This window comes from Mycolicibacterium sp. XJ879, assembly GCF_053483935.1.
This window is the reverse complement of record NZ_JBEFTH010000010.1, coordinates 45,068-59,051: the sequence shown is the minus strand read 5'-3', so window position 1 is coordinate 59,051 and position 13,984 is coordinate 45,068. Positions and strand designations below refer to the sequence as shown.

Below are 13,984 nucleotides of genomic sequence, written 5' to 3'. Positions count from 1 at the left end.
AGAAGGAGTTTTGAGCGGCACAACGAGTAAGCCAAGGCCGACGACGAGGGTCGAGGATGCGGTCGAGATCCTTCGCGAAGAGATCGTCACCGGCAAGCTTCCTCCCGGCTCGCCACTTCGGCTGAAAGCCCTCGCCGATCGGCTCGGGATGAGCATGATGCCGGTGCGCGGCGCGCTGCTCAGCTTGGAGTCGCTCGGGCTGGTGGAACAGGACCCTCGCCGCGGTGCGCGGGTCGGCAGCTTCTCGCTCGACGACCTTTACAACACCTATGAGGCCCGGCTTGCGCTCGAGGTCCTCGCCGTCGAGCGCGCTGCAGCCCGGTTCACCGAAGAGGACGAGGAGAAAGCGCGCAAAGCGCTGGCCGAGCACACCGCCGCAGCAGCCAACACCATGGCGTCGCGAGAAGCACACACGGCGCTGCACTTCGCGATCTACGAGGCCGCGCAATCCCCGTGGTTGATGAAACTCATCATGCCGCTGTGGGTCAATAGCGAGCGCTATCGACTCGTGTCGATCCCGCACCGAGGCGACCGCGAGGTCCGTCGGCTCGAGCATGAGCGGATCATCGACGCGTGTGCTCGGCGAAATCCTCGCGTTGCTGCACGCGAACTCAGCACGCACTTGGCGTATACCGCCAATCTCGTGGCCCGTGAACTCGGCGGCGAGGACATGTTCTAAGCGCTAGCGCGCAAGGAAGCCGCCGTCCACCGTGAGCGCGGTGCCCACCATGTACGACGCGTCGTCGGATACCAGAAACGCGATAGCGGCCGCGATCTCCTCCGGCTCGGCGCTTCGACCGATGGCGGTGGTTTCTTCACCGACGGCCTGGAAGACCGCGTCCGATTGCTCCTGTGGCATACCGGCATAGAAGTGCCGCAAGGCCATGGTCCGAGTCGGTCCAGGGACGACGCAATTGACCCGGACCCCATCCCGCGCGTACCGCGTCGCCAGTGACGTGGTCAGCTGGCGAACCGCGGCCTTGGTGACGTTGTACGCGATCGTGCTTTCTCCGTTGATCTCCTGACCGACATACGACGAGATCGACGCGAGGTTGACGATCGCTCCAGCCCGCTGCGCGATCATCGTTGGCAGCACCGCCTTGCAACACAAGAAGGCGCTGCGCACGTTCACCGCCATCACCCGGTCCCACTCGTCCACGGTGATATCGACAGGGTCCTTGATGAACATGTTGCCAACAGCGTTGACCAGAATGTCGACTTGTCCGTACGCATCGAGGGCCTGCGCCACAAGTGCGGTGGCGGTCTGCTCAACCGAAGCGTCGCCGACGACGGGCATCACCGTGGACTGCGGCAGCGTCTCGACAAGCGCGCGCAAGTAATCGTCGCTGATGTCGTTGATGACCAGTCGACAGCCTTCGTCCGCCAACCGCTGCGCTGTCGCACGACCTATGCCGGCGCCGGTGCCAGTGACGATCGCGACCTTGCCGTCGAGTTTCAAGTGAATTCCTCACGCCGTAACTGGGTTTGATGATCCGCGGTGCACCTCCCGGTGCGTGTTTCCACCGCAAATTCACTATGACCGTATATGATCAAAATCGGCGCCGTCAATGCCGCTTATGCCCAATACGGACACTATTTTGATCAAACTTGATACATGGCCGCAGACTTTGTGCTTACCTGTAGACGTGGCCCGCCCGGTACGGCCTTCATCGCTGACGGATGCTCGATCCGGCAGAACGTCGGCATGTCAAACGCAGGGCGCCTCGCTGCTCGACCTCGACCGGATCGAAGACGACGATCAGATCCAGGCCTTGCTGACCGACCTTCTCGCGCCGCATTCCCTTGATGTCGAACGCGGCTGGGCGCTCGATGCGGCTGTACGTGTCCATGCCATCGGCAGGATTCAACTCGTCTGGATCAAGTACGGTGCACCCGTCCTCATTGACGTGGTGCCATCGGCGAGGCCGTTTCATTTGGTGCAGATGCCATTACACGGTTGCGCCGCCATCACCACAGCCGACGAGGAACTCGTTTCGACTCCGAACGTCGCCTCCGTCGCGAACTCACGACGGCGCTGTGAGATGCGATGGCAAGCTGACTGCTCGGAGGTCGCCGTGCGTGTCGACGACGAAGTGCTAGAGCGTCACCTGGAGTCCTTGTTGGGACGCCGAGTCAAAGCTCCGATTCAGTTCTCACTCGGAATGCCGCTTGACACAGGCCCTGGGCGAAGTTGGCGCGCGACGATTGACTTGCTGGTGGCTGAGCTTCGCCGCGACGAGAGCTTGGTCCATTCGTCGCTGATGGCTACCGAACTGGAAACACTGATCCTCACCGGTCTGCTGACTGCGCAGCCTCATAATTACTCGACGGCCCTGCATTCCGACGCGCGGGCCGTACACCCACGCGCCATCAGGAGCGCGGTGGAATTCATTGAGACAGCGCCCAACCGTGCGATCACCACCGCTCGCCTGGCTGCTCACGCCGGTGTCAGTGCAAGCGCGCTACAACGTGGCTTTCAAGTTCACGTCGGTTGTTCGCCCATGGAATATCTGCGCGACGTCCGTCTGAAACGGGCCCGGGATGCGCTCCTCGCCGCTGACCCAGCGTCGAATGTCACCGTCACCGAAGTGGCGTTGGAGGCCGGTTTCATGCACCTGGGCCGCTTCTCCGTCGAATACCGCCGCAGATTCGGCGAATCCCCATCCGCGACCCTCCGCCGCTGAGCTGCGAACGCCGCACCCCTTCAGTTTGCGATCGCGGATAGGCACCGAAAGCCGCCCGAGTGGAAGATCAAGGGTTCACCTCCGCGCGCCTCATAACGCTCGATTTCACCTATCAACATGATGTGGTCGCCCACATCAACCGTACGGACGTTGCGGCACTCGAAATGCGCGATCGCACCCACCAGCACGGGCGTTTCGCCAAGGCCGTTGACGACCTCCACTCCAGCGAACTTGTCCGGCGCGGGTTTTGAGAACTGGTGGGCAAGGTGCGCGTGTGCTGCATCCAGTACGTGCACAGCAAAATGCGATGCGGTGGTGAACGCTCGCGCGCTCGGTGCATCGCGACGAACACACCAAGTCACCATCGGCGGATCGAGGGATGCCGAGGAAAAGGAGTTGACGGTCATCCCGACGGGTGTGCCATCGAGGTCTCGAGCCGTCACAACGTTGACCCCGGTCGCGAACTGCCCGAGGGCACGTCGCAGATCACGAGGGTCAAACTCGGGACGGCTCAGGCTGGCCAAGTACGCCGCGGCGTTCTCCGCGTCCAGATACCACGAGAAGAAATCCGGTGGGTAGTCAAGACCGTTGGCGAAGCGGTCGCCGATCTCGGGGTGCTGCGTGGCAGCGATGTGCAGTTGGATGGCGTACGGTTCCAGCGGCTCGAGCATCGCGTTCGTCCACTTCGTAACGTATTGCGCATAATCCCAGTAGCGCTCGAAAGTGCGCTGCATGAATGCCCGGTCAAATGCGCGGCCGTCGTGCGCAGAGATCGCGTCCAGATAGATGGCGGCGCTCTTGCTCGCGTTGTTCGACCCCTGCCCGGTCAGCGGATCGTTGAGCACCACCACATCAGCCATTCCGAGCACCTCGGCTCCCGAGGGCAGCACAGCCACGGGATGCCGAACCACCGGTGTCAGACGGCCCGACATCACCCCTTGTTCGTCGGTCAGCGCGATGTGGTGGCATCGATCCGCCTCCCACGGCAGGAACTCGGTCAGAATGCGCTTCGAAATCTCCAGGTGTTCGGATGCCGACCTCACATCGTTCCAGCAGTCCATCGGACCGCCGATTACCCCCGAAAAAACCATGATGCTGCAGAGGCCGCTCAGCGTCAGAGCGGGAAAGACGAAGTACTCACCTACGCCCGGCAAGATGTTGTAGGACACCTCTGCCGGCTGCGGATTCATCCCGCGGACGTAGGTCAGCGCGGTGACACGTTGCGGCTTATCGTACGTGGAACGCGCGCTGTCGCGGGTGAATAGGTTTGCGACATCGCCCTTGCCGGCCGCCACCACGACGAGGTCTGACTCTCTGGCATACGCCTCGATATCGTCTACGTCGGCCCTGCCCACGACGAATTCTCCACCACGCCAGATGAATTCGTAGATGTATCGAGGTATCTTGACTCGTTGATCCACCGACTGCGCGATGGCGCCGAGTTGGCCCGTCCACCTGATGGATGGCACCGGTTCGCCCGGCTGGTTCGCGATCGTCATCGATACGGCGCCGATCGACGGTGCCTCCTCCCGCCACAGATCCAACCCAAGTGCCCGCTCGTGGCGTAGGGCACGGCCGAACATGCCCTGACTCGATGTCACTGCGCCGCCCGCGATCTCCTCTGCAGTGCGGTCGCTGATCACACGGACGTGATAGTTGTGTGCAAGCAAGCCGATGGCCAGTTGTAGGCCCGACTGACCGGCACCAACGATCGTGATGTGGTCATGCGTGCTCAACTGGGCTCCTCGTGTGCTGAGATCACGAGTCAGAAGTTAGCGTGCCCGCGCTGAGCGCCGCTATCCGATTAGCCGCGCCACTATCCGTAAAGCATCGCGAGCGTGCGCCAACTTCGACCCAACTTCGGCGTGTCGGCCTCAGGCCCGCACGCTGGCGCTGGCAGACGGGGGCATTACCGCAGCACCACGGCGGGGGCGCCGCGGCGCCGGTACACCGAACCGAACCGCGCGTCGATGCGCAACCACGTCGGATGCGCCCGCACCCGCACCATCTCGCTCTCGGCCAGCGTCTGCGGGAGAAAACCCATTGCGGTCAGGGCGAATACGCAGCGCATAGGAATTGCGACGCAGTCCTCGCCTGCGCTGACCGACATCACATCCTGATCCAGCAGGGATACCGGCGGTCCGTGGGCGCTGGAATGTTCTTTGGCCAGTGCGCCGCCCTGCTCGGCCAGGTCCAGCACGGCGCCGGCCGGGACATCGTCGAGGTGCACGAAACCCGTCTCAGGCGGTAGCGCGCCGCGCCACGCGGAGTCCATCGTGAAGCCGGGCTCGACGTGACCGTCGGGCGCCATCGCGGCCAGGCCGGCGGCCAGTGCGTCGGCGCCGACCGCCAGATCGGCCGGTTTGACCCGACCGCGCACCACCCGACTGGCCAGCACGTCGAACCCGGTTGCCGCCCAAGCGACGACGTGCTCATCCGAGCGCTGCCGCAACCTGACCACCGCGGTGTCGTCGAGCCGCAGAACGCGGTCGGTGAACGTGGCGAGATCGTCGCGGTGGGTCGCACCGTCGAGCCAGATACCGCGCTCGCGCTCGGTCATCGCGACCAATGCCGCAGATACTCCTGCTGCACGGGCGAAAGACGGTGCAATCGCTGTTCTTTGATGTGCACGGCGGCCAGTTGCGTATCGGCGATGACGGCCGGTTTCGAGCCGGGCGAGGCGTTGACGGACCTCACCTCGTAGCCGATGGTGAAGTCGACTGCCCGTACCCGCTTCGACCACATGGTCACCTGCAGCGGCGAGTCCACCAGCCGCAGTTGCGCCTTGTACGAGATGTTCACGTCGGCGATCAACAGACCGATAGTCTCGATCCCGGGCCCGAACGGTTCACGCAGAAACGGGATTCGGGCCTCTTCGAGAATAGTCACCATGGTGGCGTGGTTGATGTGTTGGTACATGTCGATGTCTGACCAGCGCACATGTACCGGCGCCACAAATCCATTCACCCAGAGGCCCCCGTTCCACTTGTGCGCGTCATGCTGCGGATCTGTCGTGCCGCCACCGACAACGTCGCCAGGTCGTGTTGGCCGCTTTCATAGATCTCGGTGAGCGTGCGCCGCGCCCGCGAGACCCGCGAGCTGTTCGTCATCTCCCACTCGGCGATCTTCTCCTCGCCGCTCTCGTTCGGTTCGCCGCCGGCCAGCACGTCAAGACACAGCGTCCGCAACGAGCCGTAGATGTCGTCACGTATGGCCAAGCGGGCCAACGAATGCCACCGATCGTCGCGTGGTAGCCGCGACACCGAGGTGAGCAGCCCGTCGGTGGCGAGATGGTCCATCAGCGCGAAATAGGTTTCGGCGACCTCGACGGGGTCCCTCTCGATGATGTCGGCGATGTCAATGACGTCGAGCAGACTGAACTGGTACAGCCCCGCGGCGGCGACGTACGCGAGATCCCTCGGTATCCCCTGGCTCGTCAACTCGTCCGCGTTCTTGCTGACGATGGCCTTGTCGTCACCACGCAACCATTCCGACATCCGCGGGGTCAGCGCTTCGACGTTCGCGGCGAACCGGTTGGTCTCGGCGCCCACCGCCAACGGCTGCGGACGGTAGTTGAGCAACCACCGACCGGCGCGGTCCACGAGCCTGCGCAGATCCAACGTCATCCGGTCGGTCACCGCCACCGGGACCCCGTCATCCGCGGTGGCCCGGATTTCCCTCCACCGCTTGCTGATCCCGAAGATGGCGTTGGCCGCGGCGTAGCTGCGGACGGCATCGACCGGTCCCACACCGACGTCCTCGTTGATTCGGTAGACGTAAGTGACGCCGCTGACGTCGACGACGTCGTTGACGAGCATGGTCGTGACTATCTCTCGGCGCAGCTCATGTCCGCGTATCTCGGTGCTGAACTGCTCGCGCAGCTTCACCGGAAAGTACCAGGGCAGCCGCGAGGCGAACGCCTCCTGATCGGGCAGGTCGCTGGCCAGCACTTCGTCTTTGAGCGCCAGCTTGACGTGGGCCATCAACGTCGCGAGTTCCGGTGAGGTCAAGCCGAGTTCGGCTTCGGCGCGCCGATTGATCTCCTTCTCCGAGGGCAGCGCCTCCAGTTCCCGGTTCAAGCCGCGGTCGCTGACGAAATCCTTGATCATGCGGGCGTGCACCGACAGCAGGCTGGCCGCGTTGACGCGGCTGGTGCCCATGAGATCGTTCTGGTCCTTGTTGTCGTTGAGGACCATCTCGCCGACTTCGTCGGTCATAGACAACAGCAACTCGGCACGGTCCTGCGGGTCGACCTTACCTGCGGTCACCAGAGAGTCGATGAGGATCTTGATGTTCACCTCGTGGTCTGAGCAGTCGACACCGGCGGAGTTGTCCAGTGCGTCGGTGTTGATCCGGCCGCCCGCAAGGTCGAACTCGATGCGCCCCAGCGGCGTCACCCCGAGGTTGCCGCCTTCGCCGACAACTCTGGCGCGCAACTGGTTTCCGTTCACCCGTACGGGGTCGTTGGCACGGTCGCCGACGTCGGAATCCGACTCGGTCTCGGCCTTGATGTAGGTGCCGATTCCACCGTTGAACAGCAGGTCGGCGGGCGCCTTGAGGATGGCTTTGATGAGGTTCGGCGGGGTGAGTTCCTCGACGGAATCATCGATCCCGAGGGCGGCACGCGCCTGCGGGCTGATCGTGATCGACTTCTGTTGTCTGGTGTACACGCCGCCGCCCTCGCTGATCAACGAGGTGTCGTAGTTCTCCCAACTGGATCGGGGCAGGTCGAACAGGCGTTTGCGCTCGTCCCACGATCGCGCGGCGTCGGGGTCGGGGTCGATGAAGATGTGCCGGTGGTCGAATGCGGCGAGCAGGCGGATGTGCTTGGACAGCAGCATGCCGTTGCCAAACACGTCCCCGCTCATATCGCCGATGCCGACGACGGTGAAGTCCTCGGCCTGGGTGTCCACGCCCATCTCGCGGAAGTGCCGCTTGACGCTTTCCCACGCCCCCTTGGCCGTGATGCCCATGGCCTTGTGGTCGTAACCGACCGATCCGCCGGAGGCGAAGGCGTCGCCCAGCCAGAACCCGTAGGACTGCGCGACGTCGTTGGCGATGTCGGAGAAGGTGGCGGTGCCTTTGTCGGCTGCGACCACCAGGTAGGCGTCGTCGCCGTCGCGCCGGACCACATCGGGTGGCGGGACGATGGCACCGGTGGTCTTGTCGACGTTGTCGGTGACGTCGAGCAGGCCGGAGATGAACAGCTTGTAGCAGGCGATACCCTCGTTGCGTTGGGTTTCGCGATCGGCGGCCTCGTCGCCGGTGGCCGTCGGCGGTCGTTTGACGACGAATCCGCCCTTGGCGCCCACGGGGACGATGACCGCGTTCTTCACCGCCTGCGCCTTGACCAGCCCGAGGATCTCGGTGCGGAAGTCTTCACGGCGGTCTGACCAGCGCAGCCCGCCGCGCGCGACGTGCCCGAACCGCAGATGCACACCCTCCACCCGAGGCGAATACACGAAGATCTCGAATTTCGGTCGCGGCAAGGGCAATTCGTCGATCAGACCGGCGTCCAGCTTGAACGACAGGGCGTCGTGCTGGCGCGCCGAGTCGGGCCGTGTGACGAAGTAATTGGTGCGCAAAGTCGCCTGGATCATCGATGCGAACGCGCGCAGCACCCTGTCGGTGTCCAGGCTGACCAACGCGTCGATGCCGGCGGCCACCGCCGCTGCGGCGGCCTGCGCACTGCGGCGCTTGGCCGCGCCGTCATCGGATTCGTCAACCGGGCGGAACAGTGCCTCGAACAGTTCGACGAGGGAACGCGCCGTGTTGGCGTTGTCGTTGAGCACCGTCTCGATGTGCGCCTGGCTGTAGAGAAACCCCGCCTGCCGCAGGTACTTTGCGTAGCTGCGCAGGACCGCGACCTGTTGCCAGTTCAGGCCCGCGCGAAGCACGAGTTCGTTGAACCGGTCGACCTCCACATGGCCGTGCCAGATCGCGGTGACCGCGTCGGCGAACCGTTCAGCGGTGCTGTCGCGTTCGGGCCCGGACGCCGGCCTGGGGATGGACGTGTGCGGCACGATTTTGAACTGGTAGATCCAGACCTGCAGCCCGTCGGGACGCACCACCGTGAACGGCCGTTCCTCGAGGACGACGACGCCCATCGATTGCAGGATCGGCAGCAGGTCGCTCAGCGACGCCGACCGACCGCCCAGGTACAGGGTCAGCTGCGCCGCGCCCTCGTCGGTCAGGTCGATTAGGACCGGCTTGATCGAATCGTCCTGCAGCTCTTCGATGATCGCGATGTCGTCGATGGCGTCGGAGGGTTCGACGGCTTCCTTGTAGAAGTCGTTGAACGCTGTGGCGTAATGCTCGGCACGGGCCTGGTCGATCGAACCGGTTCTCACCGCGCCGATCAGCCGGTCCCCCCAGGTTCTGGCGGCCTCGGTGAGCAGGCCCTGGATCCGGCTCTTGTTCTCGGGCGAGGTGTCGATGTCCTGGGGCCGGGCGTGGTCGGGCATCCGGACCGTGAAATGAACTACTGCCCAGGGTGATTCGCTGACCCGAGCGGTGTAGTCGATGCTGACACCGTTGAGTTCACGGACCAGGATTTCTTGCATGTCGAGCCGTACCGCGGTTGTGTAGCGGTCGCGCGGGAGGTACACCAGACATGACACGAAGTGCGCGAGCGAATCGACGCGCAGGAACAACAAGGTGCGTCGCCGCGAACCCAGCTCGACGACCTCCTTGACCATGTCGAGCAGATCTGGGGCCGACAGCGCGAAGAGCTCTGACCGCGGGATGGTCTGGATGATGTCGAGAAGCAGTCGGCCCGGATGGTTGGGGTCCCGTTGCGACTGTGCCAACGCATCCTGGACACGACGTGAGATCAACGGGATCTCAAGCACATTGGCGTTCATCGCCGCGGCGCTGAACAACCCTACGAAGCGGTGTTCGACCGCGGTATGACCGGTTTCCTCACGCACCACGACGATGTAGGGGTAGGCGCCGTACCGCAAGTAGCTGGGAATGGTCGCCTGGGCCAGCACCAGCAGGTCGCCGGGTTCGGTCAACTCCTGAAGCACGTCGCGGCGGGACCGCAGCAGGCCCAGCCGGCTCGACGAGTCGACCGAGGATTTTCCGTCGCGCACCGGGCAGCGCTGGTAGCCGAGCAGCACGAAGTAGCCGTCGCCCAGCCAGCGCAGCAGTGCGGCAACATCTTTGCGGTCCCGCCCGGGGAACCGTCCGCTGGTGTCGGTGTCGACCTGGTGGGCAAGGTCAGCCAGCGTGGTGACCAGCGCATCGGTGTCCAGCGCGACCTGACGTGCGTCGTCGAGCACGGTCGGCAGCGATTGCGCTGCTACGGCCACCGCCTTGTTGTCCGCGGTCGGTGCCAGCTGAACGTGAATCCACGCTTCCTCGACGCCGTCGGATAGGTCCTCGGCCGCTGTGGCCGGGCGCAGATCGAGCAGGTCACCCGTCGGGCTGCGGCGGACCTGGAAGACCGGGTTCATCAGCGCGCTGTACGCAACGCCGCACCGGTGAAGCAATACGGTCACCGAGTCCATCACCATCGCGGTGTGGTCGGTGACGATCTGCAGCGCCGGACCGAAGCCGCCCGCGTCGTCGCTGGTATACACCGCCACCCGGGTGCTCCCGACCGGTCGCTGTCTGCCGAGCCGGCGATGGGCGGCCAGCAACTCCGGTGACACCGCTTTGTGGGCGGCAAGGCTCACGGGCGATGTGACGATGGCGGATTCGGGTGCGTCGGCGTGCGGACCCCGGTAGGTCTCGACGTAGGCGTTCGCCACCTGCCCAGCGGCGTCCTCACTGAGTTCCGGTGACGGCGGCGGGGCATCACCGGATCTCGGATACACCGACATAGGACGCTCCTGTCCTCGACGACACGATTCCGCGCTCCGCAGGTGCGACGATATCGTCCCGCAGAGTCCTCCCTAGCCCGATCCGGTCGGGACGTTCGCGCTGGCGCTGCTAAGCGTGCGTGTCAGTCGCGAGTCAGTCGCCTGTGGGTCACCCTGTGCGGACGTGCCGCTTCGGCGCCGAGCCTTTCCACCTTGTTCTCTTCGTAGGCAGCGAAGTTGCCTTCGAACCAGAACCATTTGGCCTCGTTGTCCTCGTCGCCCTCCCACGCCAGGATGTGCGTGCAGGTGCGGTCCAGGAACCAGCGGTCGTGGGAGATCACCACCGCGCAGCCCGGGAAGTTCTCCAGCGCGTTCTCCAGCGAGGACAGCGTTTCCACGTCGAGGTCGTTGGTCGGCTCGTCGAGCAGGATCAGGTTGCCGCCCTCCTTGAGGGTCAGTGCGAGGTTGAGCCGGTTGCGCTCACCGCCGGACAGCACGCCGGCCGGCTTCTGCTGGTCAGGTCCCTTGAAGCCGAACGCCGACACGTAGGCGCGCGACGGGATCTCGTTCTGCCCGACCTCGATGTAGTCCAGCCCGTCGGACACGACCTCCCAGACCGTCTTGTTCGGGTCGATGCGCGACCGGCCCTGGTCGACGTAGCTGAGCTTGACGGTGTCACCGATCTTGACGGTGCCGCTGTCCGGCTCCTCCAGACCCACGATGGTCTTGAACAGCGTCGTCTTGCCAACACCGTTGGGCCCTATTACGCCGACGATGCCGTTACGCGGCAGCGTGAACGACAGATCCTTGATCAGCGGACGACCGTCGAAGCCCTTGTCCAGGTTCTTCACCTCGACCACGACATTGCCCAGCCGGGGCGGCGTCGGGATTTGGATCTCCTCGAAGTCGAGCTTGCGGCTCTTCTCGGCCTCGGCAGCCATCTCCTCGTAACGCTGCAGCCGCGCCTTGCCCTTGGCCTGGCGCGCCTTGGCGCCCGACCGCACCCACGCAAGCTCGTCCTTGAGCCGCTTGTGCAGCTTGGCGTCCTTGCGGCCCTGCACCGCGAGACGCTCGGCCTTCTTCTCCAGATAGGTGGAGTAGTTGCCCTCGTACGGGAACGCCCGGCCGCGGTCCAGTTCCAGGATCCACTCGGCGACGTTGTCCAGGAAATACCGGTCGTGGGTGACGGCGAGCACCGCACCCTTGTACTCGGCTAGGTGCTGTTCCAGCCACAGCACGCTTTCGGCGTCGAGGTGGTTGGTTGGTTCGTCGAGCAGCAGCAGGTCGGGCTTGGACAGCAGCAGCTTGCACAGCGCCACTCGGCGACGCTCGCCGCCGGACAGGTGGGTGACGGGCTCGTCGGGCGGCGGGCAGCGAAGCGCGTCCATCGCCTGCTCGAGCTGGGAATCGATGTCCCAGGCGTCGGCGGTGTCGAGTTCCTCCTGCAGCCGGCCCATCTCCGCCATCAACTCGTCGGAGTAGTCGGTGGCCATCAGCTCAGCCACTTCGTTGTAGCGGTTGAGCTTTTCCTTGATCGCCACCCCTTCTTCGACGTTCTCGCGGACCGTCTTCTCCTCGTTCAGCGGCGGTTCCTGCTGCAGGATGCCGACGGTCGCGCCCGGCTGCAGGAACGCATCGCCGTTGTTGGGAGTGTCCAGACCGGCCATGATCCGCAAGACGCTCGACTTTCCGGCACCGTTCGGGCCGACGACGCCGATTTTCGCGCCTGGCAGGAAATTCAGGCTGACGTCGTCAAGGATGACCTTGTCGCCGTGCGCCTTGCGGACCTTCCGCATCGAATAGATGAATTCGGCCATGCCGTGGTGTTGCCTCCTGAGTCTTTGGCTATCTGGGCCCCATCCTAGGCGCGGCCTGGGTCGGCTAAGCCGACAGTGTCAGCTCGTCGTCTGAGCTCACCGCGTCGGTAGCGGAACCGGGCTCGTCTGCGCCCTGGTCGGAACCCGCGTCGTCTCGATCTGTCGACCGCTGGTCCTCCTGCTGCTTGCCTCGGTCGATACGCGCGACACAACGGGCCAAATCGGGCCCGACCGATGTGGCGCGCACCTCGACCGATGAGCGTCGGTTGCCGTCGCGGTCGTCGTACTCGCTCGTATAGACGTGCCCGACAACGATCACCGGATCGCCCTTCACCAGGGCGGCGCTGGCACCGGTTACCACCCGCCCCCAGCAGATCACCGTCACGAACAACGAGTTGCCGGGCTCCCATGTTCCCTCGGCCGTACGGCGCCGCGAGTTGCTGGCGACGCGGAACCTGACCATTTCCTGATCGCCGACGCGGCGGTGAATCGGGTCGGTGACGATATTGCCGACGATGGTGAACGGTGTCTCGAACATGATTCCTCCAACTTGTTGCGTGACGACGGCCGCTCGGCGCGTCGGTGACACCGCAATTGACCGTCAGCGCACCGACAGCGGGCAGTCGCCGGCGGGGCCACGCCGCGTGGTTGTGGATGAATCCGCCGTTGGGGATAGTTCGCCGCGAGGTCGCGCACTCGGGCCACCCGCTCGACACCGACGCTTTGGCTGGTTTGCGGCCGCCGAATCGACCAAGGCGTCGGTTTCGATGCGAAGCCCGCGATACCTACGGGCGCCAGCCCCGCGAGAGCAATGCGGTGCGCGCCTGCTCGACGATGTCGGCGCCGCGGTCCTCTTTGATGGCGTGGATGACGTGCCAGTCAAGCCGCTGCAGCACGCGGTTGACCTGAACGTCGAGGACATATTGTCGCCTGCTGGTCAGGTGTTGTTCGCCGTCGTATTCGGCGCCCACCTTGAAGTCCTCCCAAACCATGTCGACGCGCCGGACGTAGTTACCCATCTCGTCGTAGATCACGAATTGCGTCGTGGGCGCAGGTAGTCCGGCGTCGATGAAAAGCAACCGCAGGCCGGTTTCTCTCGGTGATTCGGCGCCGCCGTCCACGAGCGGCATCGCCACCCGTAGTCGTCGCAAACCTCGTACACCGCGATGACGTTTCGCCAGCAGCGCGACATCCTCAGGAGCGAACGGGCGGGCATTCATCAACGCGTCCAGGCGCGCGACGGCCCGGTCGCGTGGCTGATGGCGGCCGAGGTCGAATGCGGTGCGGGCCGGCACGGTCGCCCGGATGCCCCCGATCGTGGTGACCTCGTCCTCCTCCAGGGTCTCGTCGCGGACGACCAGCCCGCGCTGGCGTCGAGCCGCCGAGACCAGTTCGATCGGAATGTCGTCGTCGACCCATTTCGCTCCATGCAGTGCGGATGCGGCGACCCCGGCGATCACCGCTGAGGGCGAGCCCAGCGACACCCCGGCGATCCGCTCGCGCAGCGATACTTCGTATCCGCGGGGGACGTAGATGCCGCGGTACAGCGGCCGGTACTGACTGCGCAGATGGGCTCGGGTGAGGTGGCCGGCAGCCACCGCGTCGCTGCCGATGAACGGGATCTCCACACTGATTGGACGCACACGCGACCGATTTGGCTCCCATCGCTCTCCAAACC

Annotated in this window: 10 protein-coding genes; 2 read left to right on the top strand and 8 right to left on the bottom strand. The window is 64.6% G+C overall.

Translation table 11 applies throughout. The features are described 5' to 3' along the window. The first annotated feature begins 10 nt into the window (after window positions 1-10). Window positions 11-679 carry a GntR family transcriptional regulator gene (locus ABQF13_RS20115; protein ID WP_448394549.1) on the top strand — a complete coding sequence of 223 codons (669 nt, stop codon included), beginning with the start codon at window positions 11-13 and terminating at the stop codon, window positions 677-679. A 3-nt stretch (window positions 680-682) separates the two neighbouring features. Here ABQF13_RS20115 and ABQF13_RS20110 read toward each other — a convergent pair whose 3' ends face one another. Beyond that, on the bottom strand, window positions 683-1,459 hold the full coding sequence (locus ABQF13_RS20110; RefSeq protein WP_448394548.1) for an SDR family NAD(P)-dependent oxidoreductase: 777 nt from the start codon (window positions 1,457-1,459) through the stop codon (window positions 683-685). Window positions 1,460-1,577: 118 nt separating this feature from the next. Here ABQF13_RS20110 and ABQF13_RS20105 point away from each other — a divergent pair, with 118 nt between their 5' ends. Then, window positions 1,578-2,684 carry an AraC family transcriptional regulator gene (locus ABQF13_RS20105; protein ID WP_448394547.1) on the top strand — a complete coding sequence of 369 codons (1,107 nt, stop codon included), beginning with the start codon at window positions 1,578-1,580 and terminating at the stop codon, window positions 2,682-2,684. Window positions 2,685-2,704: 20 nt separating this feature from the next. Here ABQF13_RS20105 and ABQF13_RS20100 read toward each other — a convergent pair whose 3' ends face one another. The 7 genes from ABQF13_RS20100 to ABQF13_RS20070 all read right to left on the bottom strand — a co-directional run bounded on the left by ABQF13_RS20100 (window position 2,705) and on the right by ABQF13_RS20070 (window position 13,949). Continuing rightward, window positions 2,705-4,420: a flavin reductase gene (locus ABQF13_RS20100; RefSeq protein WP_448394546.1), complete on the bottom strand. Its 1,716-nt coding sequence runs from the start codon at window positions 4,418-4,420 to the stop codon at window positions 2,705-2,707. Window positions 4,421-4,593: 173 nt separating this feature from the next. Further along, a complete protein-coding gene (locus tag ABQF13_RS20095) occupies window positions 4,594-5,244 on the bottom strand; it encodes a DUF8010 domain-containing protein (RefSeq protein WP_448394545.1) in 651 nt (216 codons plus the stop codon). Then, window positions 5,241-5,603, bottom strand: a complete 363-nt coding sequence (locus ABQF13_RS20090) for an acyl-CoA thioesterase (RefSeq protein ID WP_448394673.1) — start codon at window positions 5,601-5,603, stop codon at window positions 5,241-5,243. Before ABQF13_RS20090 ends, ABQF13_RS20095 begins: the two co-directional genes overlap by 4 nt. A 44-nt stretch (window positions 5,604-5,647) precedes the next feature. Further along, window positions 5,648-10,510 (bottom strand): NAD-glutamate dehydrogenase, encoded by a 4,863-nt coding sequence (locus tag ABQF13_RS20085; RefSeq protein WP_448394544.1) that lies wholly within the window; start codon window positions 10,508-10,510, stop codon window positions 5,648-5,650. A gap of 122 nt (window positions 10,511-10,632) precedes the next feature. Next, window positions 10,633-12,306: an energy-dependent translational throttle protein EttA gene (gene ettA / locus ABQF13_RS20080; protein ID WP_448394543.1), complete on the bottom strand. Its 1,674-nt coding sequence runs from the start codon at window positions 12,304-12,306 to the stop codon at window positions 10,633-10,635. 64 nt (window positions 12,307-12,370) lie between these two features. Next, complete coding sequence (ssb, locus tag ABQF13_RS20075) at window positions 12,371-12,844, bottom strand: single-stranded DNA-binding protein (protein ID WP_448394542.1); 474 nt, start codon at window positions 12,842-12,844, stop codon at window positions 12,371-12,373. 247 nt (window positions 12,845-13,091) lie between these two features. Beyond that, on the bottom strand, window positions 13,092-13,949 hold the full coding sequence (locus ABQF13_RS20070; RefSeq protein WP_448394541.1) for a type IV toxin-antitoxin system AbiEi family antitoxin: 858 nt from the start codon (window positions 13,947-13,949) through the stop codon (window positions 13,092-13,094). Window positions 13,950-13,984 lie beyond the last annotated feature (35 nt).

What these genes read in the sequence shown, in the direction of transcription:
- ssb (WP_448394542.1), bottom strand. Translation starts at nt 12,844, where the DNA reads ATGTTCGAGACACCGTTCACCATCGTCGGCAATATCGTCACCGACCCG.
- ABQF13_RS20090 (WP_448394673.1), bottom strand. Translation starts at nt 5,603, where the DNA reads ATGTACCAACACATCAACCACGCCACCATGGTGACTATTCTCGAAGAG.
- ABQF13_RS20095 (WP_448394545.1), bottom strand. Translation starts at nt 5,244, where the DNA reads ATGACCGAGCGCGAGCGCGGTATCTGGCTCGACGGTGCGACCCACCGC.
- ABQF13_RS20085 (WP_448394544.1), bottom strand. Translation starts at nt 10,510, where the DNA reads ATGTCGGTGTATCCGAGATCCGGTGATGCCCCGCCGCCGTCACCGGAA.
- ettA (WP_448394543.1), bottom strand. Translation starts at nt 12,306, where the DNA reads ATGGCCGAATTCATCTATTCGATGCGGAAGGTCCGCAAGGCGCACGGC.
- ABQF13_RS20105 (WP_448394547.1), top strand. Translation starts at nt 1,578, where the DNA reads ATGCCCAATACGGACACTATTTTGATCAAACTTGATACATGGCCGCAG.